The organism is Alteribacillus sp. YIM 98480, from assembly GCF_009765375.1.
Taxonomy (GTDB): domain Bacteria; phylum Bacillota; class Bacilli; order Bacillales; family Marinococcaceae; genus Alteribacillus.
On sequence record NZ_VTOK01000004.1, the window covers coordinates 142,006 to 167,602 of the forward strand.

At 38.9% G+C, this 25,597-nt stretch carries 21 protein-coding genes, 1 pseudogene and 1 riboswitch; of the genes and pseudogenes, 17 read left to right on the forward strand and 5 right to left on the reverse strand.

Annotated elements, in window-relative coordinates; translation table 11 throughout:
* The first annotated feature begins 32 nt into the window (after positions 1-32).
* The 6 genes from FZF09_RS06815 to tkt all read left to right on the forward strand — a co-directional run bounded on the left by FZF09_RS06815 (position 33) and on the right by tkt (position 6,380).
* Entirely contained in the window at positions 33-521 is a 489-nt protein-coding gene (locus FZF09_RS06815; RefSeq protein ID WP_158735830.1) for a TRAP transporter small permease, read from the forward strand.
* The gene (locus FZF09_RS06820) at positions 518-1,789 is read left to right on the forward strand and encodes a TRAP transporter large permease (protein WP_158735831.1); all 1,272 of its coding nucleotides are present in this window, start codon (positions 518-520) and stop codon (positions 1,787-1,789) included. The genes FZF09_RS06815 and FZF09_RS06820 overlap by 4 nt, the downstream gene beginning before the upstream one ends.
* A gap of 86 nt (positions 1,790-1,875) precedes the next feature.
* The gene (rpiB, locus tag FZF09_RS06825) at positions 1,876-2,328 is read left to right on the forward strand and encodes a ribose 5-phosphate isomerase B (RefSeq protein ID WP_158735832.1); all 453 of its coding nucleotides are present in this window, start codon (positions 1,876-1,878) and stop codon (positions 2,326-2,328) included.
* A 204-nt stretch (positions 2,329-2,532) separates the two neighbouring features.
* Positions 2,533-3,480 carry a class II fructose-bisphosphatase gene (gene glpX / locus FZF09_RS06830; RefSeq protein WP_158735833.1) on the forward strand — a complete coding sequence of 316 codons (948 nt, stop codon included), beginning with the start codon at positions 2,533-2,535 and terminating at the stop codon, positions 3,478-3,480.
* 27 nt (positions 3,481-3,507) lie between these two features.
* Positions 3,508-4,371 carry a class II fructose-1,6-bisphosphate aldolase gene (gene fba / locus FZF09_RS06835; RefSeq protein WP_158735962.1) on the forward strand — a complete coding sequence of 288 codons (864 nt, stop codon included), beginning with the start codon at positions 3,508-3,510 and terminating at the stop codon, positions 4,369-4,371.
* Positions 4,368-6,380 carry a transketolase gene (gene tkt, locus FZF09_RS06840; protein WP_158735834.1) on the forward strand — a complete coding sequence of 671 codons (2,013 nt, stop codon included), beginning with the start codon at positions 4,368-4,370 and terminating at the stop codon, positions 6,378-6,380. The genes fba and tkt overlap by 4 nt, the downstream gene beginning before the upstream one ends.
* 129 nt (positions 6,381-6,509) lie before the next feature.
* Here the strand turns inward: tkt and FZF09_RS06845 are convergent, their stop codons facing one another.
* The 5 genes from FZF09_RS06845 to FZF09_RS06865 all read right to left on the reverse strand — a co-directional run bounded on the left by FZF09_RS06845 (position 6,510) and on the right by FZF09_RS06865 (position 11,707).
* On the reverse strand, positions 6,510-7,778 hold the full coding sequence (locus FZF09_RS06845; RefSeq protein WP_158735835.1) for a TRAP transporter large permease: 1,269 nt from the start codon (positions 7,776-7,778) through the stop codon (positions 6,510-6,512).
* On the reverse strand, positions 7,775-8,293 hold the full coding sequence (locus tag FZF09_RS06850) for a TRAP transporter small permease (RefSeq protein WP_158735836.1): 519 nt from the start codon (positions 8,291-8,293) through the stop codon (positions 7,775-7,777). Before FZF09_RS06850 ends, FZF09_RS06845 begins: the two co-directional genes overlap by 4 nt.
* A gap of 252 nt (positions 8,294-8,545) precedes the next feature.
* The gene (locus FZF09_RS06855; protein ID WP_158735837.1) at positions 8,546-9,547 is read right to left on the reverse strand and encodes a TRAP transporter substrate-binding protein; all 1,002 of its coding nucleotides are present in this window, start codon (positions 9,545-9,547) and stop codon (positions 8,546-8,548) included.
* Between the two features lie 317 nt (positions 9,548-9,864).
* Positions 9,865-10,857: a transketolase family protein gene (locus FZF09_RS06860; protein ID WP_158735838.1), complete on the reverse strand. Its 993-nt coding sequence runs from the start codon at positions 10,855-10,857 to the stop codon at positions 9,865-9,867.
* Position 10,858: 1 nt separating this feature from the next.
* A complete protein-coding gene (locus FZF09_RS06865; RefSeq protein WP_158735839.1) occupies positions 10,859-11,707 on the reverse strand; it encodes a transketolase in 849 nt (282 codons plus the stop codon).
* Positions 11,708-11,932: 225 nt separating this feature from the next.
* Between FZF09_RS06865 and FZF09_RS06870 the strand changes: the two genes are divergently transcribed.
* From FZF09_RS06870 to FZF09_RS06925, 11 genes and pseudogenes are all read left to right on the forward strand, one after another.
* Complete coding sequence (locus tag FZF09_RS06870) at positions 11,933-12,934, forward strand: LacI family DNA-binding transcriptional regulator (RefSeq protein WP_158735840.1); 1,002 nt, start codon at positions 11,933-11,935, stop codon at positions 12,932-12,934.
* A gap of 218 nt (positions 12,935-13,152) precedes the next feature.
* A complete protein-coding gene (locus FZF09_RS06875; protein WP_158735841.1) occupies positions 13,153-13,986 on the forward strand; it encodes a YitT family protein in 834 nt (277 codons plus the stop codon).
* A 220-nt stretch (positions 13,987-14,206) separates the two neighbouring features.
* Positions 14,207-15,265 (forward strand): YeiH family protein, encoded by a 1,059-nt coding sequence (locus tag FZF09_RS06880; protein WP_370514433.1) that lies wholly within the window; start codon positions 14,207-14,209, stop codon positions 15,263-15,265.
* Between the two features lie 161 nt (positions 15,266-15,426).
* Positions 15,427-16,440: a phosphate acetyltransferase gene (gene pta, locus FZF09_RS06885; protein ID WP_158735842.1), complete on the forward strand. Its 1,014-nt coding sequence runs from the start codon at positions 15,427-15,429 to the stop codon at positions 16,438-16,440.
* Positions 16,441-17,361: 921 nt separating this feature from the next.
* Complete coding sequence (locus FZF09_RS06890) at positions 17,362-17,949, forward strand: histidine phosphatase family protein (RefSeq protein WP_158735843.1); 588 nt, start codon at positions 17,362-17,364, stop codon at positions 17,947-17,949.
* Positions 17,950-17,990: 41 nt separating this feature from the next.
* Positions 17,991-18,175, forward strand: a riboswitch (cobalamin riboswitch).
* 352 nt (positions 18,176-18,527) lie between these two features.
* Positions 18,528-19,142, forward strand: a pseudogene (locus tag FZF09_RS06900) (precorrin-2 dehydrogenase/sirohydrochlorin ferrochelatase family protein).
* 15 nt (positions 19,143-19,157) lie between these two features.
* Positions 19,158-19,934: a uroporphyrinogen-III C-methyltransferase gene (gene cobA / locus FZF09_RS06905; RefSeq protein ID WP_158735845.1), complete on the forward strand. Its 777-nt coding sequence runs from the start codon at positions 19,158-19,160 to the stop codon at positions 19,932-19,934.
* Positions 19,935-20,969: 1,035 nt separating this feature from the next.
* The gene (locus tag FZF09_RS06910) at positions 20,970-21,866 is read left to right on the forward strand and encodes an AEC family transporter (RefSeq protein WP_158735846.1); all 897 of its coding nucleotides are present in this window, start codon (positions 20,970-20,972) and stop codon (positions 21,864-21,866) included.
* Between the two features lie 1,062 nt (positions 21,867-22,928).
* Complete coding sequence (locus FZF09_RS06915) at positions 22,929-23,717, forward strand: sigma-70 family RNA polymerase sigma factor (protein ID WP_158735847.1); 789 nt, start codon at positions 22,929-22,931, stop codon at positions 23,715-23,717.
* Between the two features lie 124 nt (positions 23,718-23,841).
* Positions 23,842-24,054 carry a hypothetical protein gene (locus tag FZF09_RS06920; RefSeq protein ID WP_158735848.1) on the forward strand — a complete coding sequence of 71 codons (213 nt, stop codon included), beginning with the start codon at positions 23,842-23,844 and terminating at the stop codon, positions 24,052-24,054.
* Positions 24,055-24,398: 344 nt separating this feature from the next.
* The gene (locus tag FZF09_RS06925) at positions 24,399-25,583 is read left to right on the forward strand and encodes a M24 family metallopeptidase (protein WP_158735849.1); all 1,185 of its coding nucleotides are present in this window, start codon (positions 24,399-24,401) and stop codon (positions 25,581-25,583) included.
* Positions 25,584-25,597 lie beyond the last annotated feature (14 nt).

The window sequence follows — 25,597 nt, forward strand, 5'->3', positions numbered from 1 at the left end:
AAAATATTATCTTCCGAAAGGAAGGGATCCTCATGAAGATCATAAAATTTTTGGATCGTTACATTGAAGAATACTTATTAATATTCACTACTGCTGTTTTAGTGATCACTCTTTTTATTCAAGTCGTCACCCGCAATATTTTGGGCTTTACTTTTCCGTGGACAGAAGAATTAGCCCGCTATATGTTTATTTGGATGTTGTTTATAGGAGTCAGCTATGCAGTAAAGAAAAATAAGCACCTAAAAATTGAGTCTCTTGCTCTTTTATTTAAACTAAATGGAAGATTTTTTATTAGAACCGTCTCTAATTTAGCTTTTTTAATATTTTCGGTCGTAGTTATATATTATGGCCTCAACACAGCTTTTGGCATTCAACGGACAACTCCTGGATTAGGAATTTCCTACGGCTGGGTGTATGCATCTACACTTGTAGGGTTTTCTTTAGCTTTTATTCGCTTAATCCAGGATCAATGGAAGGTAACAGTAAGATGGCGCAATAAAGAGGGTGAGGAGATACTATGATTTCGCTGATTCTATTTGGAACCCTGGCTTTTTTGTTAATAGCTACTGTACCTATTGGAATTGCTTTAGGTTTAGCATCTTTAATAACGATTCTTTTCGTTCCTTCTCTTGCCGCCGAGGCTCTTATTAGAGATTTGGTAACTTCTGTAGATACCTTCCCATTACTCGCTGTTCCTCTGTTTATTTTAGCAGGAGAGTTAATGAGCGGGGGAGGCATCTCTAGTCGGTTAATGAATTTAGGGAAAGTTATTGTCGGTAATATTACTGGAGGGATGGCTGTTGTTGCCGTACTAACTTCCATGTTTTTTGCCGCTATTTCAGGGTCAGGTCCAGCTACTGTCGCTGCAGTAGGGGGGCTTATGATACCAACAATGATTAACGAAGGATATGATAAAAAATTCGCGACAGCTGTTGTTGTTTCAGCTGGTTCTTTGGGAATTATTATTCCCCCAAGTATTCCAATGATCATGTATGGCGTTTCCTCTCAGACTTCTGTCGGAGATATGTTCTTAGGCGGGATACTGCCAGGAATTTTAGTTGGACTAGTCATGATTTTATGGTGTTACCTTTATTCGAAAAAGAAAGGATACAAAGGTGTAGGAGAAAAATTTTCTTTTAACGCTTTATTTAAGCAGATAAACAAAGCCAAATGGGCTTTATTTACACCTATCATTATTCTTGGCGGTATTTACAGCGGGAAGTTTACGCCTACAGAGGCAGCTGTTATAGCCGTGGTATACGCTTTAGTTATCAGCCTGTTTGTGTATAGAGAAATGAAATTAAAAGACCTGCCTAACATTATTACGAAATCGGCATTAACAAGCGCTACTATTTTAATTGTTATTTCTGCGGCGACCGCTTTTGGAAGAATTTTAACGTTAGAACAAATACCTATTAAAGTAGCTGATGCGCTTACGACGGTATCGGAAAATCCGATCGTGATTATTTTGTTAATTTGTATTCTGCTATTAGTGGTAGGCATGTTCATGGACACCGTAGCAGCGATCGTTATTTTGACGCCTATTTTATTTCCGGTGGTAGCAGAGTTAGGAATTGATCCGGTTCATTTTGGGATTTTAATGATAACTAACTTGTCGATTGGCTTTATCACGCCGCCATTAGGAGTTAACTTATTTGTTGGATCAGGGATTTCTGGAATAGGTATACCTACTCTAGCAAGAGCAGTTACGCCTTTTTTCGCTGCAATGATCCTAAGTTTAGCGGTCATCATTATTGTACCTTCACTTTCACTTGTTTTCATAAGATAAAAGAAAACGAAAAATAAAGTAAGTTAAAATTGACAATCGAAAATAAATGATATAAAGTATAATTAAACAAAAAGAGGTGATGGTAAATGAAAATCGCAATCGGAAGCGATCATAATGCTTTTCATTTAAAAGAAGAGATTAAGAGTTTCATAGAGGGATTAGGACATTCGGTAAGTGATTATGGCTGCCACAGCTGTGATGCGGTAGATTATCCCGATGTTTCCTTTGAAGTGGCCCAAGCGATTCAAGACGAAAACGTTGATCGCGGCATTCTCATATGTGGCACCGGTATAGGAGTGGCGATAGCAGCTGGTAAAATTCCAGGTATCCGCGCAGCTTTGTGCCATGATACTTATTCGGCAGAACGTGCCCAATTAAGCAATAATGCACAAATTTTAACGATGGGCGCTCAAATCATTGGTCCGGAGGCCGCAAAAAAAGTAGTGGAAAGTTACTTGAGCGTAGCTTGGGAAGGTGGATCTTCTCGAAAAGTACAAAAAATTATCGATAAAGAGCAGGAATATGTTTCAAAAAGCTAGAGATGGTTCTTACATTAGGAAAAATCACGAGGGGCATTCCCATAAGTCGACTCGGCAAATTTGTTAAGTTAACTTCAGCTGCAAAAACCTTTTGGGAGAACCTCATCAAGTTTTTCTAACAATAGCCGCAAAAGTCTAAATCGTTAAACTTTTGGGCTATTTTTGGTATAAACCGTTTCGCTAAAACGAAATAGAGGTGGGAAAATGATCAACCTTGCGATTCCATTGGTGAACGTCACCCAGCAGGCTGCTGCAGCCGTTTATCCTCACATTGGAAATCAAGATAAAAATAAGGCAGATTTTCATGCAACAGAGGCCATGCGCCGGGAATTAAATAAAGCGAGTATAAATGGAACGATAGTGATTGGTGAAGGCGAAATGGACGAAGCTCCGATGTTGTTTATTGGAGAGAACGTAGGGGATGGAACGGGACCAGAAATAGACATTGCAGTCGACCCCATTGATGGCACGAAACTGGTAGCCTCCGGAGCAAACGATTCTATTGCCGTATTAGCTGCAGCGGAAAAAGGCAGCCTGCTCCATGCGCCTGATATGTATATGGACAAAATAGCAGTTGGGCCAAAAGCAAAAGGGGCCATTGATATAGAGCTTTCTCCCGAAGACAACATAATAAATGTGGCAAAGGCTTTAGGAAAATCAGCAGCAGAAGTAGAAGTGATGGTTCAAGAGCGGCCGCGTCACGATCATATTATTGAAGCAGCTAAGAAATTGGGAGCAAAAGTTACTTTGTTTAAAGAAGTGGATATCAATGCAGCGTTGGCGGCTGCCCTAAGCGATCATTCTGCGGATCTGTTTATGGGAACCGGAGGAGCTCCAGAAGGAGTTGTTGCAGCAGTGGCGATGCGCAGTCTTGGCGGCGACTTCCAAGGGAAATTACGTCCTGCCGATAAAGAGCAGTTTGATCGCTGTATTTCTATGAATATAAAAGATCCCGACGCTTTTTTGCGATTAGACGATATTGTATCAACGGATAATTGTTTATTCGCTGCCACTGGAATTACGAACGGTCTATTAACAAAAGGCGTTGAAAAAAGCGGAGATTTATTAAAAACACAATCCTTTTTAACATTAAATAATCAAGCGTATACGATCGAGTCTCAACATGAAATGAAAAAGGTTCTAACAGTATAGAAAGGGGTTGGAAAAGTGTTAGTTTCAATGACTGAAATGCTGAACAAAGCAAAAAAAGAACAATATGCTGTCGGGCAGTTCAATATTAATAATTTGGAATTTGCGCAAGGTATTCTGCTGGCTGCAGAAGAAGAGCAGTCTCCTGTTATTTGCGGGTTATCTAAAGGAGCCGCTAAATATATGGGCGGATTTCAGACGGCTGTACACATTGTTGAAGGGTTAATGAAAGATTACGATATTACTGTTCCCGTTGCCATTCATTTAGACCATGGCTCGAGCGTGGAACTGTGTGTGGAAGCGATTCACGCTGGTGTATCATCCGTAATGATTGATGCCTCTCATCTGCCAATCGAAGAAAACATCCGTATTACGAATGAAGTATTAAAAATAGCCCGCGTCACAGGTGTTTCCGTCGAAGCGGAAGTCGGACATGTTGGGGCTCAGGACAGCGGTGTTATTACAAATCCAGAAGAAGCATATGCAAAAGTGGAGGACTGTTTAAAACTCATTGAAGAAACGGATGTAGACTGTTTTGCCCCAGCTTTAGGTTCTGTTCACGGACCATACAAAGGAGAACCTCATCTCGCATTTGACCGCATGCAGGAAATTCATGAAAAAACAGATAAACCACTTGTTCTTCATGGAGGTTCCGGCTTGCCGGCCCAAGATATTCAACGAGCTATTTCTCTTGGCACTTCCAAAATAAACGTCAATACAGAAAATCAAATCGCGGCAACGAAAACAGTTCGGGAGATTTTAAACGAAAAGCCTGAATTGTATGATCCTCGCAAATACTTAGGCCCTGCACAAGCATCTATTAAAGCCGTTGTGCAAGAAAAAATGCAAGAGTTCGGGTCTTCCAAGAAAGCTTCTCAGGAGGTAAGTGTATGACCTTTCACAACACAAAAGACCAGCAAGTCATAGATACCATCCGTATGCTTTCCATTGATGCTGTAGAAAAAGCAAATTCTGGTCATCCTGGTATGCCGATGGGAGCCGCTCCCATGGCCTGGGTGCTGTTCTCGAAATATTTAAAGATGAACCCTCAGGACCCAGATTGGAGAGACCGCGACCGATTTGTATTGTCAGCCGGACATGGGTCGATGCTTCAATATAGTTTGCTTCATTTGTTTGATTATGATATTTCTATGGAAGATTTAAAAACCTTTCGTCAATTGAACAGTAAAACTCCCGGCCACCCTGAGTACGGCCATACAGCAGGGGTAGAGGCAACAACCGGTCCGCTTGGCCAGGGAATTGCCATGACAGTTGGCATGGCGATGGCAGAGGCACATCAAAGCGCCGTTTTTAATAAGAATGATCATGAGCTGGTTGATCATTTCACTTATGCTATTTGCGGAGACGGTGACTTAATGGAGGGCGTCTCTCATGAAGCAGCATCTCTTGCAGGCCATTTAGGATTAGGAAAGTTAATTTGGATGTATGATTCCAACGACATTTCTTTAGATGGTGATCTTCACCAATCTTTTTCAGAAGACGTTCAAAAACGATTTGAAAGTTATGGCTGGCAAGTGTTGTACGTAGAGGATGGAAATGATGTGGACGCGATTGATCGTGCCATCCAAGAAGCTCGCAATAATAAAAACCAGCCTTCCTTAATAGAAGTGAAAACGGTGATTGGATTCGGTTCTCCAAACAAGGGAGGAACTTCTCAAGCACATGGTGCTCCGCTTGGAAAAGAGGAAATTGGCAAAGTAAAAGAAGCGTATGGATGGACAGAGGATACTTCTTTCTTTGTGAGTGAAGATGTTCGGTCTTATGTAAAAGAAATTGTGGAGAGAAAAAAGAGAGAGTATGCTCAGTGTAAAGAAAGAGAAGAAATGTTTAAAACATCTTTTGCAGAAGCATATGACGCTTTTGAACAAGGATATATGTCAATTCCGCAGTCGGTGTGGGAAAACATCGAAGCAGCGGTTGATTTATCAAAAGATCAGGCTACACGTGCTTCTTCAGGCGATGTGATTCAAGCCGCAGCGTCGAATGTTACTTCTTTTATCGGTGGCGCAGCTGATTTAGCGTCCTCTAACAAAACTGCAATAAAAAATGAACAGGACTTTTTAAAAGGGCAATATGAAGGCCGGAACATTTGGTTTGGAGTCCGTGAGTTTGCAATGGGCGCAGCCTTAAATGGTATGGCTTTACATGGCGGATTGTACGTTTACGGCGGCACGTTTCTTACTTTTTCTGATTATATGAGATCGTCTATTCGGTCTGCTGCATTAATGAACCTGCCCGTAACGTATGTATTTACTCATGATAGTATTTTTGTCGGAGAAGACGGGCCGACGCATCAACCGATTGAACATTTAGCATCTTTGCGCGCGATGCCAAATGTAAGAGTAATTCGGCCGGCTGATGTAAAAGAAACTTATGCAGCATGGAAGCAGGCCCTTACCTCAGGAAATCGTCCTACCGTACTGGCGCTATCCAGGCAGGGACTCCCGGCGCTTGATCTTTCCGTGGATGAAGCAGCTGCAGGGGTAGAACACGGTGCTTATGTGGTGAAAGACCATCCGGAAGCAGACTTGTTACTACTTGCGACCGGTTCTGAAGTATCTCTTGCATTAAACGTGCAAGCACAACTTGAGAAAGAAGGGTACAAGGCGAAAGTGATCAGCATGCCTTCTTGGGAAAACTTTGATGCCGAGTCACGTGAGTATAAACAAAAAGTGCTGGATCCTACCATTACAAAACGAGTTGCGATTGAAATGGCAAGCCCGCTAGGCTGGGAGAAATACACAGGTACCGACGGGTTGATCGTAGGCATGGATACGTTTGGCATTTCCGCACCAGGTCCTGAGGCCGCAGAATATTATGGTTTTACAGTTGAAAACATTATCAAAAAAATAAAACAAGAGTACGCCTTAGAAGAAGCTTAGTTAGATAATACCTTCCCCCTTAATAAATTATATAGATATATCTATTGCTCGAACAGCAAGAATGATACAACCATGAAAAATAGCCTGTGGTGCGTGCGCTTTTTACCACAGGCTCCTTATTATTAACTCTTAAAGAAAGACGAGTGATAATTCTGGAATAAGGATAATGACGAAGAGACTAACAACCATAACCGCAAAGAACGGAATCACTGCTCTTGCAAGGACAGGCATTCCAAGTCCGGAGATGCCGGAACCGACAAATAAATTGACCCCAAGCGGAGGAGTAATAAATCCAATGGAAAGAGAAACAATCATTAAAATTCCAAAGTGAATAGGATCAATACCGATTTCCATCGCAGTTGGTAATAAAATGGGTGTAAAAATAATCACCGCTGCTGAGGTGTCGATAAAACAACCAATGATCAATAATAAAAGAACGACAAGTAATAATAATACAAATGGCTGCTGCGAGATCGACAAAAAACCGTCTGCCAATACTTGAGGGATTCTTTCCATAGATAATAGCGTTCCAAATGTATTCGCCGTTCCAATGATTAACAGGATAATAACGGAGTTTAAGGCGGCATCCCTGATGATACCTGGCAAATCTTGAAATGTCATCTCTTTATGCAAGAATACGCTTACAAAAACGGCATAAACCACGGCAATCACAGCTGCTTCTGTAGGTGTAAAGATGCCTCCATAAATTCCTCCTAATACAAGGACTGGAACAAGCAGGGACCATTTTGCATTATTTAAGGAATGAAAAGCTTTATAGAAGGTAAACTTTTCTTGGGTTCCTTTATAATTTTTCTTTTTTGAATAAATATAGATCCAAACCATCATTGCTAAACCGAGGATAAGACCTGGCACAATCCCGCCCAAAAATAAATCACCAATCGATTGGCCGCCGGACACTCCAAATAATACTAATGGGATGCTTGGTGGAATGATAATCCCTAACGAACCGGCCGATACAATGACTGCTGTTGCAAATTTTTTATCATATCCTTGTGCAACCATGGCGGGAATCATGATTCCTCCGATGGCAGCTACGGTTGCAGGACCAGAACCAGATATGGCTGCAAAGAACATGCACGTTAAAACAGCTGCCATCGCAAACCCGCCTGTAAATCTGCCTACAAATACATTTGCTGCATCAAATAACCTTGTTGATATTCCGCCTTTCCCCATGATCTCACCGGCTAAAATGAAAAAGGGGATAGCCATTAAAGCAAAGTTATCTGTAGAAGTTACAAGATTTTGAGTTAAGAATGTGATAGAAATATTAGAAGAATATAAAGCAGTTATTAATCCTGCCAGCCCCAGGGCAATACCAATAGGCACCGTTAAGATTAAGAAAAAAAAGAAACTTCCGAATAAAATAAAGGGTGTCATATAGCTTCCTCCTGAATCTCATGATGATCTTTTTTCTCTTTTGTCTTTAGATTTTTTAACGCATGTCCTTGTGTTACCAGGTTTTGAATAATCCTAATAACAGTTAATAACATCCCTATCGCTGGAGCGGCGTAAACCCAGCCCATTGGTAATTGCAATGCTGCAGACTCTCTTGTAATCTTAAAAGCAATATCTATGCCGTAATAGGTTATAACCACAGCAAAGGTGAGGAAACATACATTAGAAATCATTCCGAGAATAATTTTCCCTTTCTTCTCAAAAAGCAAAGAAAAGGCATCTACATTTAAGTGCCGCTGTTTCTTCACTCCATAGCTTATCCCGATATAAATCATCCATATAAATGCATATCTAGCCGTTTCCTCTGACCAGGAGAGAGAATGGCCAAAAACGTACCGCATGACGACTTGAGTGAATATAAGGATTACTGTAAAGCTGCTTAATATAATTAACGCGTATTCTTCTAAATGTTCATCCATCCATTTTAATAATTTCATGCTGCCTCACCCTTGGTTCATACTTTAGGAAAGTTTAACTTTGTTAAAGGATCAACGTACAAGCAAAACTACGTCTTCCAACGTACAGGACGTACTTCCACTGGATGTGGTGACTTACACCTCGCCAAAAACGCCATGTCCAGTGGCATTAGCGATATTAACACATCCTAGCGTTGCAGTGTGTGTTTAGCAGAAGTTCCTTTAACTGGCGGTTTCTTTACGTGGCGGTAAGCCGATTTTTTTTCAAATGCGTTATTCTTTTACTTGCTGAAGAATCTCCTCCACCATTTCATCTCCAAATTCATTTTTGAAGTGTTCATATACCATTTCTGTGTCTTTTTCGAATTGTTCGGTGTCAGGTTCTATTACTTTCATGCCATCTTCTTGTAATTCTTTGACCATTTTATCTTCGTTTTTTACAATCAAGTCTCTGTGATACTGCGCGGCTTCTTGAGCACTGTCTTTTACAATATTTTGCGAATAAGGAGATAGAGACTGCCAGAAATCCTCACTTACAGCCACTGGTAGAGGCATGTATTGGTGGCCGGTGAAGTTAAGGTATTTTTGAACTTCTTGAAATTTACTAGAGTGAATGTTAGCCACCGGATTTTCCTGGGCATCAACCGTACCTTGCTGAAGCGCTGTATAGAGTTCTCCAAAGGCCATAGGGGTAGGATTTGCTCCCAGAGTCTTAAATGTACCTAGTGATAAAGGGGATTCCGGGGTTCTAATTTTTAACCCATTTAAGTCATTTGGTGATTCGATAGGCTGGTTCGAAGTCACATGACGAAATCCATTTTCAAAATAAGAAAGAATTCTTAAATTATTTTCTAATAACGGTTCCGCTGCTTTCTCTCCAATTTTTCCATCTAATACGTTCCACGCCTCTTCATAAGAGGAGAAAAGGTAGGGTAATTCAAAAACGCTTATACGTTGGTCGTATTGACTAAATGCACTCGAAGCGACCATCTGCAGATCATTTAAGGTAACACTTTCGATCATTTCTGCTTCTGAACCGAGTTGTTCATTTGGATAAACTTGTACCTGAATGTTCCCATTCGATTTATTTTCAACAAGTTCTTTAAAATGCAGGACAGCGAGATGTCTTTCATTAGATTCTTCTGAACCGTGACCAAACCTTATGATTGTTTCATCCGCAGGTTCTACCACTTGTCCGCCAGAAATAAATACAATCATGACACTAGCTCCAAGTAAGATGACTAAAGATGTGACCAAATGTCGTAAGGTTTTCATTTCTCCCCTCCTATTCAATAGGTGATTTTTCGGTGTTGTAAAGGGACTTTTGATAACGTTTACATTTTTAGCAATAAGGAAATCAGGCATTGTTTTTATCCAAGGCAACCAATCGAGGGCTGACTTGGATAAAAAGGATTGTTTAGCTTTGTTAAAGGAAGTAGATAAACTGCGACTCCCGCCATTTGGAGTTGGCGGCAAGTCGAGTTTTATTAATACTTTAAGTAAAACTACGACTTCCACCATAAGTGCGGGTGGGAAGTCGAGTTTTTCTAATGACTTTATTCCTATATTATTTATCTTATCATCTAGTACATTTATTTATCTAGTAAATCTTTTGCTACAGAAGCAATGCCGTCTCCATCTAACTTGTAGTGTTTATAAAGGTGATACGGTTTACCAATGAGAGAATACTCATCGTAAAAGCCGTGACGTTTAAATTTACAAGGAATACCGGATTCCATTAGTACTTCGGATACAGCACTGCCTAAACCACCTTGTACATTATGCTCTTCTACGGTGAGAATGGTGCCTGTTTCTTTCGCTGCTTTTAAGACCGCTTCTGTATCCATAGGTTTGATAGTGTGCATATCTATCACTCTTGTTTTGATCCCTTGTTCTTCGAGCTGCTTGGCTGCTTTAAGAGATTCATTAACTTCAATTCCGCAAGCAATAATGGTTAAGTCATTGCCGTCTGTTAACGTATTCGCTTTTCCAATTTTATTGTGGGTTTTTGAGTCGGTTTTCTCGTAAACGGATTCTTCACGGCCGCGGCTCACCCGGAAATAAATCGGCCCTTCGTAAGTTTTTACCGATTCTTCTACCATTTCTGCTAGTGCCGTACCGTCAGCAGGTGAGATAACTGTCATATTAGCCATAGCTCTAGTTATCGAAATATCTTCTGTAGCATGGTGGGACGTTCCATAAAATCCCATAGCAATTCCAGTGTGGGTACCTATTAAACGCACATTTAAGTTAGGGTAAGCAACAGCCGTTCTAATATTTTCAGCGGCTAATATACCTAAGAAAGAAGCGTAAGTAGAAACAAACGGTGTTTTTCCTGTGGAAGCTAAGCCTGCTGCAGCCGTTACCATATTTTTTTCAGCCAACCCAAAGTTAAAAAAGCGTTCAGGAAATTCCTTGCCGAAGTCCCATAAACGGGTAGGCTTGCTGAGGTCAGAGGACATAGCAACGATTTCTGGATGATCTTTTCCTAGTTTAGCCAGTGTTTCTCCAGCTGTTAACTGTTTGGACAATTCGAGGCTTTTATACAATTCCCATGTATCTGGATGAAAGGTAGTTGTGCTCATTTTAGTTACCTCCTTCGATTTCTTCGATTGCTCTTTTAATGTCGCCTTCCCCTAAGTTGGCAACGTGCCACTCATAGCCATGCTCCATAAATGAAACTCCTTTACCAGCTACAGTGTCACAAATAATTGCAGTTGGCACGTCAGAATCAGCAGGCGGCAGGTTTTCAAATGTTTCTACTAGAGCTTCTATATCATGGCCATCGACTTCCACGACATTCCAGCCAAAGTTTTCCCATTTTTCTTTGATCGGGTTAATATTCATTAATTCTTCTGTATTGCCATCTACGGTCACCTTATTATTGTCTACAATAGCGACGAGATTCCCTAGTTTAAAAGAGGCTGCGCTCATCGCTGCTTCCCAAACTTGTCCTTCTTGTAATTCTCCATCTCCCATTAAGATGTAGGATCTATAGTTTTCGTTATCTACGCGGGCTCCAAGAGACATGCCAACACCAACAGATAAGCCGTGTCCAATCGAACCAGAACTAAAATCAACGCCTTTAATTTTGTTCATATCAGGGTGGTCGCCAAACGCGCTGCCTACCTGCGTGTAAGTATCCAATTCTTCTTTAGGAAAGAAACCGACATCGGCTAATATAGGATAAACACCTACAGCAGAGTGGCCTTTTCCCATGACAAATCGATCTCTCTTTGGCCATTTTGGATCGTCAGCTTTGTAATTCATAATATGGTAATACAGCGTAGCGAAAATTTCTGAACTGGAAAAAGAAGAGCCGTAATGACCGCTTTTTGCCAAAGAAATTAATCGTATCGTTTCTAACCGGGACATCTTTGCTTTTTCTTTTATGAGTTCTATTTTTTCTGGAGAAATAGAAGCGGTTTTTGTCATGTTAATCCTCCTTTTGGTTAATCGTTTTACCGATTTGATTAAAATGTTACTATGTAAACGCTTTTAATGTCAATACTAAATGGCATGAAATTTTATAAAAGGGGTTTTAAGTTGAAAATTAGTTGTAAATATATAAAAATATATAAATTGAATTATAAAAATAGATAGTATAATATATAATTAGTAAAACAGGAAGTAAAAGGTTTAACTTGGAGGAGTTAAAACATGAAAGTCACGATGAAAGATATCGCCAAAGAAGCACAAGTATCAATTGCTACAGTATCTCATGTCATAAATGGAACAAAGCATATTACCGAAAACAAACAAAAAAAAATCATGAATCTTATTCAAAAATATAATTATATTCCAAACTCCACGGCAAAAAATTTAAGACAAAAAACCACAAAAACCGCAGCAATGGTAGTATCTAGTTTACCGGACAGCTTTGTAACCGAGATGGTGTATGGGGTTGAGGAAAGAGCCAGGGAAATGGGGTACAATCTGCTTCTCGTTAATACAAATGAGGTGAAGGATTACGAAGAAGAAACCATTAGTGTACTTCATTCAAGAATGATAGACGGTATCATTTTATCACCAGCTTCTAGTGATTTAGAGTACTTGAATAAGTACACAAGTGAAGATTTTCCAGTAGTCTTGGTTAACCGTTACACGGACCTTGCTAAAAACACTCCTAAAGTTACGGGGGATAACTTTCAAACTGGATACGATGCTGCTTTTCACTTATTAAAGCACGGTCATAAAAAAATTGGAATGATATACGGTGTGTCGAACGTATCTACGACAGATGAGAGGATAAAAGGTTATAAAGAGGCTTTAAAAAACTATAATTTACCCTTTAATGAAAGTTATATGGAACTTGGTCATGCAACTGTTGCGGGAGGAGCAGCAGCAGTAAAGTCATTGTTAACTAGACATAACGATATATCTGCTCTTTTTGTACTCAACGATTTGATGACGATAGGAGCTATTTCACAAATGAAGGAGTTTTTGTTGAAGATTCCTGAGGACATTGCTTTAATCGGATTCGGGGATTTTGCATCAGCTTCTATCGTAGATCCCCCGATTACAAATATTGTACAACCGCCAGCTACCATTGGTAAAACAGCATTTGATGTGCTTTTAAGTAAAATACACAATCCAAACTATAAAAAACATATAGAATTACCACCTTCTTTAATTGTGAGGAAATCTTGCGGGTGTGTTTGAGGGGAGAGGAATAGGTTATTAATAATTATTTCAGCCATAAATGATTGAAACATTTAGGCGTGAGAATGGAAATGCAGACTCGGCGGCAAGCCGAGTTTTTCTAATATTTGGCTTTTTGTGCTCACATTTAGCCCCAAACGAAGCCCTTGAGTACAAATAATTTAAGAGGTATAGTCAATGGAGATTATTACGTTGATTTTTAAAAGGGAGGGGAGTAAATGAAACAAAGAGCCAGCGATATTTTTATAATAATAATAGGAACATTTATATTTGCAATCGGTATCAATTATTTTGCTATTCCAAATACGTTATCAGAAGGCGGTGTTATTGGTTTAACCATCATTACTTATTATCTATTTGGCTGGTCGCCCGGAATAGTCAATTTGATTTTGAATCTTTTGCTGGTAGCAATTGGCTACAAATTTTTCACGATTAAGACAACCATTTATACGATGGTTGCTATCGTTTTTATGTCTCTTTTTTTAGAGCTTACTTATGGGTGGGGGGAGGAATTAAATGACGATAGTCTGCTTGCCGCTATGTTTGCTGGTTTATTTGTCGGTATCGGTCTTGGGATGATTTTTCGAGCCGGGGGTACATCGGGGGGAGCAACGACTTTAGCAAAATTGTGTAATAAGTTTTTAGGTTGGAGTATTGGGAAAGCCATGCTCGTTATTGATATAGCCGTCATTTCAATGTCTGCCTTTGTGATTGGAAAAGAAAAAGCTATGTATACATTGATCGCTGTATTTGTTGGTGCGAAAGTTATCGATAAAATCGTAGAGGGTGCAAATGAGCGCACCGCCGTGATGATTATTTCCAAATATCAAGAAGAAGTTCTCGATGAATTGATAAATAGAATGGGGCGCGGTGTGACGATCTTAGAAGGAAGAGGCGGCTATACGAAGGACGTCCGCAAAATTCTTTATATCGTCATAAATAAACGCGAGATTGTTCAACTTCGCCGCATCATTGAGCAGATTGATGAAGATGCATATGTCACAACGAGCAATGTCCAAGAAATTTTTAAAAGGGGTTACAAAGAAGCATAGGGAAATGGAATATCTCTTCATTTTGACTTTGTAGCTGCTGGAAAATTTTCATTCATGGAACTTACTAACCTTTGAATCTGTGGCTGTCTTGAGTGTTTATTATATTTTTATATGTAAGCCATTATGAAGTCAAATAATAGCAGTGCTGTTTTCTGTGGTATCGTAAAATCAAACACATTGTTTACGAATGGACCACTTTTTCAGAAAGGAGCACGAAACCATGCAGCCCCAACAATACGAAATGAAGGAAACGTATCATGAGCCGTCCGGACGTACGGACAATAAGAAACCTTATCGTTTTTTACAGTGGAGCGGAGGAATTGCATTTACGTTTTTCATTGCTCTTCTAGGTGTTGGTTTATCCAATATTACAGGGTTTGATCGGGTCGGCCCGCTTGCTTGTGCTATATTAATTGCGATTGTCTGCCGGCAAATTTGGGAGTATCCAGAAAAAATTCGAAAGGGCATCGAATTTTCGTCTAAAAAGCTGCTCCGATATGCTATTGTTCTTTATGGGTTGCAATTAAATATTGCGGTTATTTTTAGTCAAGGCTTGCCCTTGTTAGTTCGGGGAGCGGGCACGATTATCTTTTCGATTCTTGCCATAGTATTCATTGCGAAATGGATGAAAGCTGATTTTAACTTGTCTCTTCTTTTAGGTGTTGGAACGGGGGTATGCGGAGCTGCTGCCATTGCTGCAGTATCACCGATTATAAAATCAAAAGAAGAGGACACAGCGATTGGAGTCGGAATTATTGCCTTAACGGGTACCGTTTTCGCTCTTCTTTATACTGTCCTGCAGCCGATATTACCACTTAATGAGGAAGCATACGGTATATGGTCTGGGATAAGTTTACATGAAATTGCCCATGTAGCATTAGCTGCCGCCCCCGCTGGAGAAGATGCTTTAGCTATTGCTCTTTTAGCCAAGCTGGGACGTGTTTTCCTGTTGATCCCTCTTTGTTTTATATTGATGTATTGGATGAAAAAGCGAAGCAAGAGTGAAAGCGGGCAAGCAAAAATGGATTTCCCTTGGTTTCTCATTGGCTTTATTGTAATGAGTCTGGTTGGAAGTTATATCATTGGTCCTTATCTGCACATTCCAACCTATGTTATGGACGGAGTTTCTGACCTGTCTACATTTATTCTAACGATGGCGATGGTAGGGCTAGGTTTGAATGTTAATTTTAAGGCACTGCGTACAAAAGCATTACGTCCGTTTATAGCAATGATGATCGTTTCTATACTGCTGGCACTCCTTACGTTTACTATTATTTAATAGGATAAAAACTAGATTAGACTGTGATGCAGGTACTGGCATAACAACAAATCCTGCTTTCAGTGCATAAGTGGTACTGACATCATGATAACTATAACTCTGTTTTTCAAACATCAATGAGCAGCTTTACGATTTGATATCTTTTGGAAAAGAGGGATGGTATGAATGTATTATTTGCCGAAATGGTTGAAAAAGTGCGCAGCAAGTATCCAGCGATTGTTTTTCCAGAAGGGGAAGACGAACGTGTACTTCAAGCAGCATATCAGTTAGATAAGGAAAAGATTATTCGTCCAGTGTTGATTGGACAGGAAAAAGAATTGATAAAAAAATGGAAGGACTTGTTCTCGTCTATTCCTGAAACGGTAAACGTTTGTGATCCACAAACCTGTCCCAAACGAAATACGTATAGAGAAGCAATGTATGAAAGACGAAAATCTAAAATGTCCAAAGCAGAGGCAGGGGCTCTCATTCAAGAGCCAAATTACTTTGCAATGATGCTCTTAGAACGCGGGGAAGTAAATGGATTTGTCGGTGGGGCACGGTATGCCACCCGCGACATTTTAAGACCCGCTATGCAGCTTATTAAGACGAAGCCTTCTGTAAAAAGGATTAGCAGCCATTTTGTGATGTTGAAAGAAAAAACGGTTTATTTTTTTGCAGATTGTGCCGTGAATGTTTCTCCAGAAAGCCGAGAATTAGCCGAAATTGCTAATCTTACCTCTTGTTCGGCTGAAATGTTTAATATAACTCCACGCGTTGCATTTTTAAGCTATTCTACGAAGGGGTCTGCTCAATCGGAAGAGACAGCGGTGGTCCATGAAGCTGTCCGTTTATTTAAACAAAACTACCCTAAGCGGCCTGTTGATGGGGAAATTCAGTTTGATGCGGCCATCATCCCCGAAATTAACCAAAAAAAATCACCTCGCTCCCCTTTGCAAGGTAATGCTAATGTATTTATTTTTCCCAACCTAGATGCTGCCAACATAGCGTATAAAATCACACAAAGATTAGGAGGTTTTCAAGCATTAGGGCCGATACTACAAGGCTTAAATAAGCCAGTCAATGATCTTTCTAGAGGATGCAGCAGCACCGACATCTACTATATGGCTCTTATCACGGGGTTACAGTGCATTGAACAACGTCAAACGGCTGAACCAGGTAAGAGCGTTCAATGAAACAGGAGAACCTTTCAACCGGTTCTCCTGTTTTTCTTTCTAAAAAGGTAAGAAATTATAAAGTCTAGCTCCAGAGCCTACTCGTTCGAGGTTCCTTCGGTTCGTCAATGGAAAGAAAGATCAGCTTTCCATATGCCGACCCTCCAGGACTTGTCGCTCGTGAAGAAGGCGCTTGCGCTTTTCTTATAGATCTATCTTTCCAAACGGTGTGACAGAGGTGTCCCGTATCTGCCAAATATTTATACCGATAGTGATAAACCCGTCTGCGACCTTTCTAGTTCTATTGGAAAGGTTTATCGATATCCTGTATTGTTTGAACATGCTCTACGATTTTAGTCAAAATACAAGTTTGCGGGTTTGTCGGTGTCAGTGAAAAAGAAGGTGCAAACATGGATAGTTCCCGCTACTGTAAATGTAAGACGCCAATGTTTTTTCTAATGATAAGTCAAGGGATGCAATATAAAGTAACAATGATACTTGCGAGGATAGGCTGTATTACATGTTACTCATATACGTTGCATCTTCAAAACTGATGTTTTTACAGGTGATTTAAACGAAGTATGACATCATTTAAATTATGCTAGTTAATCGCACAAACCGTTTACTAGTCGGGAAATCATTTGCTTCACCTGCCACTGTTTTACTGTAGAGCATCTACTAAAAGGAAGAAAACAAAGGCATAGGTTTGAAAGCGCACGAGCTCTGCTAAGCGTCTAGTTTGATTGTTAAAGCAATTCAACGGCATTTTTCCAAATAGCTCTTTAGTAAGACTCTGTTCTACAGTCGATATTCACGTCCAGACGTTAACCGTTTGTCATTTGTATAGAGTAAGTGTCATTTTGTCATTTGAATCTTGATTGAATATCCACCAGCGATGGAAAATTTTAAAACTCAACAGTCGGTCAATAAGGAGTAAATAACATGACAACAATATGTCTTGTTCGGCATGGGGAAACGAACTGGAATCGATTAGGAATCATGCAGGGGCAAAAAGACATTTCTTTAAACGAAAAGGGGATCAAACAGGCCTGTCTCTGTGGAGATTTTTTAAAAAGAGAACATTGGGATATTATTGTTTCCAGCCCTTTGAAGCGAGCAAAAAAAACGGCGGAAATCATTGGGGCATACATCGGAATGGATAAAGTCTTGGAAATGGATGAATTTAAGGAAAGATTTTATGGAGAAGACGTTAAAGCAATGAAGACATCAAGGAAAACAGCGCTTCTCGGTCCAGATATAAAAGAAACGGAATCGATACAAATGCTGACTGACCGGTCCTTGCTAGGGCTTACAATCCTTGTTAATAAAAATCCGGGTAAAAAGATTCTTGTTGTTTCCCATGGTGATGTGATTCGTGCAATTTTATCGGCCGTTTCAAACAGAGAAATCAGTTACGATAAAGTGAAATTAGAAAATGCTAGTTTGAATCTGTTATATTACAATACTAATAAATGGAACATCGACGGTTATAATCTTATTTCTCATCTGGAAAAGTTAGAATATTATTGATCATATAAAGTTTGTACACTAAAGTATTTTAATAGAAAAAATAAATATTTAACTTTAAAAGTTTCAAGCGATGGAATGAAAAGGGAATTCAGTGCAAATCTGATGCAGCCCCCGCTACTGTAATCGCCGATGAAATTGGACAAATTCCACTGGTCAACGTGACTGGGAAGGGCCAAGAGTAAGATGAAGCGTAAGCCAGGAGACCTGCTTTTAAAGTCGTTTGTTTTTCTTCGGTGGGAGGAATAAACATCAACATTGAGACGCTTTGGCATCGTGTGTTTTTTGTACTTATGCCTTATATGGAAGTGTTTTAATGTAGCATGATTTAAACCCTTAGCCCTCCGAAAGGCTAAGGGTTTATTGGGTTTCATGCTCATTGAATGAAGTAGATTGGGGGAGTATCTCCCGTTACTTAAAATTCACAATCTATGAAATGATCCTCCATCTTTTTCTTCTCTGTGGGGAAGGGAGGAGCTAGACGTTAGGGAAGAGATTTAAGCTATTTCAAAAAAGAAACCCCTAAATGCAAAGTAGAAAATAATAAGGAGATGTCCGGTCTGAATACGTATTATCCAGCTATGTTACGGATAAAAGGAAAAAGAGCCATTGTTGTTGGCGGCGATTCTGTCGGTACAAGGAAGATTGGGACATTGCTAAAAGCATAGGCAGAAATCACTGTCATTAGTACTAAAACCACGGACAAAGTTAAGGAATGGGTGAACAAAGGACAACTGGTATGGAGATCAAAACGATTTGAAGCGGAAGATTTAAAGGGTTCATTTTTAGTTATAGATGCCACAAATCAACCGGAAGTAAACTTACAAGTATACCAGGCAGCTGCTCAAAATCAATTAATCAATATCGCCGATCGTCCGGATCTTAGTAACTTTATTGTCCCCTTTTCATTTACAAGAGGAAAGCTGACCATATCTGTCTCCACTTCGGGTGCAAGCTCTGGATTATTACGGAAAATCAAGACAGAACTTTCATCAGAATATGACGAAGCATTTAAAGAATATGTAGATTTTCTATATGATTGCAGGAAAAAAGTAATAAAAGAAATTAACGATGTGAGGATAAGGAGACAAATTCTTAAAAAATTAGTACATCCTCCATTTTTAGAAATGACTCGTTTAGATCAGTTAAACGAGAGGGACGAAATATTCTTAAAATTATTATCGGAACCAAATTAATAGGGGGAATAAAAAATGATGGGAAAAGTTTATCTTGTTGGTGCTGGGCCCGGGGATCCTAAATTAATTACATTGCGCGCACTCGAATGTATTAAAGAAGCTGATGTCATTGCGTATGATCGGCTGGTTGGTTCGAAAATCCTGGATTATGCCAAAGAAAGTGCAGAAATGATTTATTGCGGAAAATCACCAAACAATCATGCCTTTATTCAGGATGAGATCAACCATCTTCTTTTAGAAAAAGCATTACAAGGCAAAGTGGTTGCAAGACTAAAAGGCGGGGATCCATGCGTATTTGGAAGGGGAGGAGAAGAAGCAGCAGTTTTAGCTGATCATCATATAGAATATGAAATCGTCCCGGGGATCACTTCGGGAATTGCTGCTCCCGCGTTTGCCGGAATTCCGGTTACTCACCGGGATTACGCTTCCTCGTTTGCCATCGTGACAGGGCACGGTCAAGCTTATAAAGGGCAAGATAATTTGAATTGGGGGGCACTTGCACAGGCTATAGACACCATAGCTTTTTATATGAGTGTAGGTAACTTAGAACATATATGTAAACAACTTATTCAACACGGAAAAGATTCTAAAACGCCTGTCGCTATCATTCAATGGGGGACAACAGAAAAACAAAAAACTATTACAGGGAATCTTGAGAACATCATGGATCAAGCAGAAGAGTCAAACATCACCCATCCTGCAATTATTTTAGTGGGCCAAGTTGTTTCCTTAAGAGAAAAATTAAAATGGTTTGGAGAACAGCTTGATACTCAAAAGCAAGCATTGACCTGAACATATTTAAAAATAATTTCATAATGAAATTGGTAGCAGCGAAAGCTTTTAAACTGCTGGAGCAAATCCCAATCATTGCTGTAGGAAAGTCTAGAAAAAATAGGAACAAACTGAAAGCCTTATCGACCTTGCCACCTACATCAATCGGCTCGGTGCTCTGTCTGCTATTGGTCAACAGTTGAAAAAGATTGTTGACGAGGTTGCTCATTTTCAGAATCCCTATTACACAACTGCACAGATAAATAATAGCCAACATTCTATCAGACTAAGTTCGGGTCTAAAACCAGGGCAGGGATCGGGTACTCCTTGTTGAAATGCTTTGAAAACAGTGCGCCGTGTACCGCGATATGTATCTTTTTTGGTTGTGTGGAGGAAAACGGCTGCTAGATTGAGGGGCATTTCTTCAGAAGAGTCGACAGGAATGAGGGATTTCTTTCTCATAAAACAATTTGGAGAGGAGTTGGATCGGAAAGAAATCATTTATAAAGCAGCAGGGAACTGATAACAAGTAGCCGCACCTTGTTCAAGTTTAGGGCTTCCGCAACACCTTGCCAGGAACATCGGCCATCATTGATATAGACTACACTTTACTAATTATTTATGGCTGAAGATAAGTAGGTTAGCATCTGATTTTTCTCCAGCGAAAGAATAGGTTACCAGCTAGTCTCTATAAATAAAGAAGATTCGGTGAAAACCTGGGTTGGTTCCGCTACTGTAAATTAGAGTATTTTGTGTACACCACTGCTTTTCTAACAAGGGGATGCACATAACTATAAACAAAAGCACCACTTGATATCTACGAGGATAGGGAGTTGTGTACATAGTATTTTATGACGTCCTCATCCAAACCAAAGTTGATTATGAGTTATAGGATATGAATTAGATTTGGTAGAGAATACTCTAAACATATTTTCAAAGTTTTGGTCTTCCCGCTTAGGCCTGGCAGGATAATTGTATTTTTACACGGGGGCGGGTATGCTCTTGTCTAGCATAAAAGATGGCCCATATGAAACATGAAATGAAGAAGGTGGTTAGTTGATTATAAGTGTTATTGTCCCAGTAATGATCATAATGTTGGGAGGGTATCTATTTGGACATTTTTCCCGGGTGGACCATAATGCAATATCAAGACTCGCAATGATAATTCTTAGCCCGGCCTTAATATTTAGCTTTTTAGTTCGGAATCCCTTATCCTCCACTGAAATATACCAAATTTTGATATCAGTGTTGATTTTTACCATCATTATGGTAATAGTAACTTTTTTAATTTTTAAAATGATGGGTAAAAAACATTTATTAACTCCTGCATTGTTGTCAACAGTTTTTCCTAACACAGGAAACTACGGTTTGCCAGTTTTGTTACTAGCATATGGTGAAAAAGCTTTCTCATTAGGAGTAGTAATTGTCGTTATAAATTTTATACTTATGTATTCCTTAGGTATTTATTTTGCATCATTGGAAGATGGGAATTGGAAAAAGGCCATTTATAATATCTTACGGTTACCAACCACCTATGCTGCTATTGCGGCGATTGCTGTAAATACGTTTCATATTGAGATTCCAGATTATTTATATGACCCCATTAAATTGGTAGGAGATGCTATGATTCCCGTAGTTCTTTTATTACTCGGAATTCAACTGGCACGAACCTCTTTTAAAGGGTACTTTGGAGTCACAATGACATCAAGTATTCTTAAAATATTAATAGCACCAATTATTACCATTGGTATTGTTAATTTATTGGGGATAGGAGGAACAGTGGCAAAGGTAATAATTTTGCAAAATTCTATGCCCACTGCGGTTGTTATGACGATAATTGCTGTTGAATATAATGCCCGTTCTGAAGTAGTGGCTAATGTAACATTCTTAAGCACCATTCTAAGTTTCTTTTCCATTACAGGTCTTCTATATTGGTTAAATATACTTTATTAATAATTGGATTCACTCGGGAGGAATGATTAAAGGCTGATTCAATCGGTCTTGTCATTAGAGCTTGTACATCGATTGAGGCGGTAGTGAAGAACAGACAAAAATGTATATAACATCTTAAAAGGTTTTGTTCGTTCATTTTAACGAACTGAAAATCGGAGATCAGCAACTCAGATTTCATCCATTTCACAAAGTTTTATGAAGTGCAGAACTGTACCCTGAATATCCTATAATCTTGGCATTCTATCCGCCTTGTTCACTACGAAACATATTAAATAATCCTTTATCCCAATAGGATTGAAATTCTACGCAAAATCCCATTCACCTCCTTCTCTTTTTTATTTACCTCTCGTTAGTATTCGAAAAGAAAATGGCACTCTGTTTCCATTACAGCCGCATCTTTTAACAACTTCCTACCGAAACAAAAAATTCGTCCCAACGTGATAAACAAAAGATCTCCAAATCCAGGCTGCGGAAGATAAGTAGACTAGGCCAATGATAAACGATTCTTAACATGTTATTAAAATTTCATCGTTCATTTCTATATTATTATAAACGAACAACTTAGGAGGTAGAAGCCAAACCCGCGGAAAAGCGTCCGCCGGAAGCGAAAATAAAACGATAACAAGGGCGGCAAACTGCCTGTGAGGTCTTCAGATCAAGCTTATTTTGCAGGAGTAGCCGCTTCCGCTGCAATCAAATTTGTTAATCAAAATAGCACTTATGAAATTGATTCAAATCACTAAAAATTTAGAAAAATAACAATTGACTTTTAAAGGAGGGGCAAGTACAATGATTTTTAGTTAAGGCGATTGTCTGACAAACATATAAACACACTTTCATTTGTAAATAATGAACAAATTTAACCTTACGTATTAGGCAAAAGAAGAAGTTTTATAATTTGGAGAGAGCCTATATTTTTAATTAGGATGCTTTTTTTTAAAAGTAAAAGAAAACGCTTTCGCAAAGAGTGGAAATCATTACAAGTAAAAGGGACAAAGAACCGTTTAAGGAAAAATATTCCTTCGTAAATAAAGAGAGAAAAGGTTAGGAGTGATTGATTTCATGTTTTTAAGAGATAAACAACAACTTTTAAAAGCAAAAAATGATGATGCTTATTTAAATTCACTGCTTCAAAATGAAGAAGCCATTAAATTTATTAAGTTTGTTATCAAAGGATATACGAAATCTCCTACGAAATTTATGGCAGTCAATAAAGTAGAGTGGGAAGATTTACTTCAGGCAGCTTACATCGGGTTATTTAAAGCCATTAAAAATGTCAATTTGGAATTATCACCAAATGAATGGGTCAGATATTCCTATTTAACGATTCAAGGTGAGATCAGAAACTTTTCACGCTCAAACGACTCGAATATGGTGGTCATCTCACAACGTATACGTGAAATGTACCCTAAATATAGGAATTTCCATGAAGAATTTTGGGTTGAACATGCAAAAGATCCAACTATTGAGGATACCATGAAGCATTTTCATATTTCAAAGAATGATGCTTTTGATCTTGTGTATGGTATGCAGGAGGTCATTTATCAAGAAGATAAAGTCAAAAGCAAGTCTTCAAAAGGAGACAACTCAATAGCTTACACCGATACGATAGCGTTTATGGAGTGGTCTCCAAGAAAAAGCGTTGAAGGTGAAGCGCTAAACAATATCATGGTTGAAAATATTATAAATTACATAAATGAAACTCAGCGTAAGGTCATTTACCTGCATTATTTCAAAGGCTTAAATAAAACAGAGATTTCCAAAATCATTGGTTGTTCAACTTCAATGGTTTCCAAACATATTTTAACAGCTTTTAAAAATATCCGACAATCGGAAGTATTGTCTTCTTAAAATACGTGTTTATTCCGTTTCTTTGGAGATGTATTTATCTAAATCTTAATAAGAAGGTATCAGTTTTCATGTTAAGTCTTTTCAGAACAATATGAAAAAAACACGGGTTAAAAAGGAGAGACCTATGGGTAATGTCACTTTTCTAAAAGAGAAAAAAGGAATACCAACCGTTCTTCTTGTTGATGGCAGCAGATATGTATTGGATGATAAAAAGAGTAAACCTGGCAGTGAAAATATTAATGCAATGAAGGGAACTATTCCGATTTTAAAAAGAAAAAAAGGAAAGGCTACAGTTATCCTGTATAACGAAAGACGCTATACTCTCGATTATAAATAATTCTGTGGGAAGTGTAAGGGGCCCCTCACTTTTAGTCTTGGGTTATCAGCCACTGCTGCTCTAGTTTTTCCTCAACGTTTTTATTACCGAAATTTAATATTTTTCAGACAATAAAAAATATTAAGTTGACAATTATCGATATTTTTATTACGATGTAAATGATTAATAAAGCGATTGTCAGACAATCGCACTGTTCTTTTCTATTATAATATCAGACAATTGAGACTATTGAATTTTTATTAAATAAAAAGGTCGATAGAATTAAAAATAATCTCTTAATAGTCCGACAATCAGATGTGTGAGTTTTTCCTTTTAAGACTCCCCACATAATAGGAGGGAAATGAATGGGCATCTTTCAGGAAAGAATCAAGTCCTTTCAAAATGTACTTGTTGACGCAGAAATAGAAGCATGTTTGATCCAAAAACCAAGAAATGTTTATTATTTTTCTGGTACTGGACAGCCTGCGAACCTGTGGATACCTGCCATTGGAGAACCTGTATTATTTGTAAGGCGAGCTTTTGAAATGGCAAAAGAGGAAACATGGATGGATTCTGTATATGCTTCAGGGAGATTCTCAGACATTATAAATATCTTATTAGAAAAGAATTTGCTTCCAAAACCTAATCAAACACTTGGAGCTGAACTAGATTTTATTTCTTACAAAATGTTAACCAAAATGAAAGAAGATTTTGGAAACGTTCATTTAAAAAATATAACTGGTTTACTAATGGAACAACGATTTACCAAATCTGCAGATGAAATCCACCAAATTAGAGAGGCAGCCAAATTATGGACCAAAGGGCATAGAGCTATTTTAGAGACATTAGAAGTTGGCAAAAAAGAGTACGAAATTGCGGCAAGTTTTGAATATGCAGCACGGTCAAACGGTGGAGATGGAACGGTGTGGTTTCACAGATGGGACGCGGGTCTGCCAGGAGGAGGAATAGTAGCTTCAGGACCTAATACATGGAAAGTATCCGGGCATGCCATGACAGTGACCGGGGTAGGGATGAGTCCAGTTTTTCCCTGGGGAGCTTCAAGCAGACCAGTGGAGAAGGGAGATTTAGTAGTAGCTGATTATGGAATCTCCAAAAAGTCCTATCATGCGGATATGGCTAGAACCTATTGCGTAGGAAAGGCCTCTCTGGAACAAAAAGATTTGTGGAAAAAACTAGTAGAAGTTCACACTGCAGTTATTGAACAAGTGAAACCTGGAGTAACTGGATCAGAACTTTATCAGACAGCATTGAACTATGCTAAGAAAATGAATTTGGAACGTAATTTCATGGGAGTCGAAGAGCAAAGAGGAGAATATCTTGGACATTCCATTGGGTTGGAGTTAGATGAATGGCCAGTAATAGGGCCAAAAATGACGCATCCATTAAAGGAAAATCAAATCATCACTATTGAACCGAAGTTTATGGTTCCTGGACTAGGAGGTGTGATGGTTGAAGATGATATTTTGGTAACGAACGATGGACATGAAATTATTGGAGAAGTCAATCATGATTTGAATGAAATTACATAGTTTCAAAAAGGAGT

Coding starts and splice junctions, on each gene's coding strand:
- FZF09_RS06820 (WP_158735831.1), top strand. CDS start 518: ATGATTTCGCTGATTCTATTTGGAACCCTGGCTTTTTTGTTAATAGCT.
- FZF09_RS06850 (WP_158735836.1), bottom strand. CDS start 8,293: ATGAAATTATTAAAATGGATGGATGAACATTTAGAAGAATACGCGTTA.
- glpX (WP_158735833.1), top strand. CDS start 2,533: ATGATCAACCTTGCGATTCCATTGGTGAACGTCACCCAGCAGGCTGCT.
- rpiB (WP_158735832.1), top strand. CDS start 1,876: ATGAAAATCGCAATCGGAAGCGATCATAATGCTTTTCATTTAAAAGAA.
- FZF09_RS06860 (WP_158735838.1), bottom strand. CDS start 10,857: ATGAGCACAACTACCTTTCATCCAGATACATGGGAATTGTATAAAAGC.
- FZF09_RS06845 (WP_158735835.1), bottom strand. CDS start 7,778: ATGACACCCTTTATTTTATTCGGAAGTTTCTTTTTTTTCTTAATCTTA.
- fba (WP_158735962.1), top strand. CDS start 3,508: ATGACTGAAATGCTGAACAAAGCAAAAAAAGAACAATATGCTGTCGGG.
- FZF09_RS06915 (WP_158735847.1), top strand. CDS start 22,929: ATGTTTTTAAGAGATAAACAACAACTTTTAAAAGCAAAAAATGATGAT.
- FZF09_RS06855 (WP_158735837.1), bottom strand. CDS start 9,547: ATGAAAACCTTACGACATTTGGTCACATCTTTAGTCATCTTACTTGGA.
- FZF09_RS06920 (WP_158735848.1), top strand. CDS start 23,842: ATGGGTAATGTCACTTTTCTAAAAGAGAAAAAAGGAATACCAACCGTT.
- pta (WP_158735842.1), top strand. CDS start 15,427: ATGAATGTATTATTTGCCGAAATGGTTGAAAAAGTGCGCAGCAAGTAT.
- FZF09_RS06865 (WP_158735839.1), bottom strand. CDS start 11,707: ATGACAAAAACCGCTTCTATTTCTCCAGAAAAAATAGAACTCATAAAA.
- FZF09_RS06925 (WP_158735849.1), top strand. CDS start 24,399: ATGGGCATCTTTCAGGAAAGAATCAAGTCCTTTCAAAATGTACTTGTT.
- FZF09_RS06890 (WP_158735843.1), top strand. CDS start 17,362: ATGACAACAATATGTCTTGTTCGGCATGGGGAAACGAACTGGAATCGA.
- cobA (WP_158735845.1), top strand. CDS start 19,158: ATGATGGGAAAAGTTTATCTTGTTGGTGCTGGGCCCGGGGATCCTAAA.
- FZF09_RS06875 (WP_158735841.1), top strand. CDS start 13,153: ATGAAACAAAGAGCCAGCGATATTTTTATAATAATAATAGGAACATTT.
- tkt (WP_158735834.1), top strand. CDS start 4,368: ATGACCTTTCACAACACAAAAGACCAGCAAGTCATAGATACCATCCGT.
- FZF09_RS06870 (WP_158735840.1), top strand. CDS start 11,933: ATGAAAGTCACGATGAAAGATATCGCCAAAGAAGCACAAGTATCAATT.
- FZF09_RS06815 (WP_158735830.1), top strand. CDS start 33: ATGAAGATCATAAAATTTTTGGATCGTTACATTGAAGAATACTTATTA.
- FZF09_RS06880 (WP_370514433.1), top strand. CDS start 14,207: ATGCAGCCCCAACAATACGAAATGAAGGAAACGTATCATGAGCCGTCC.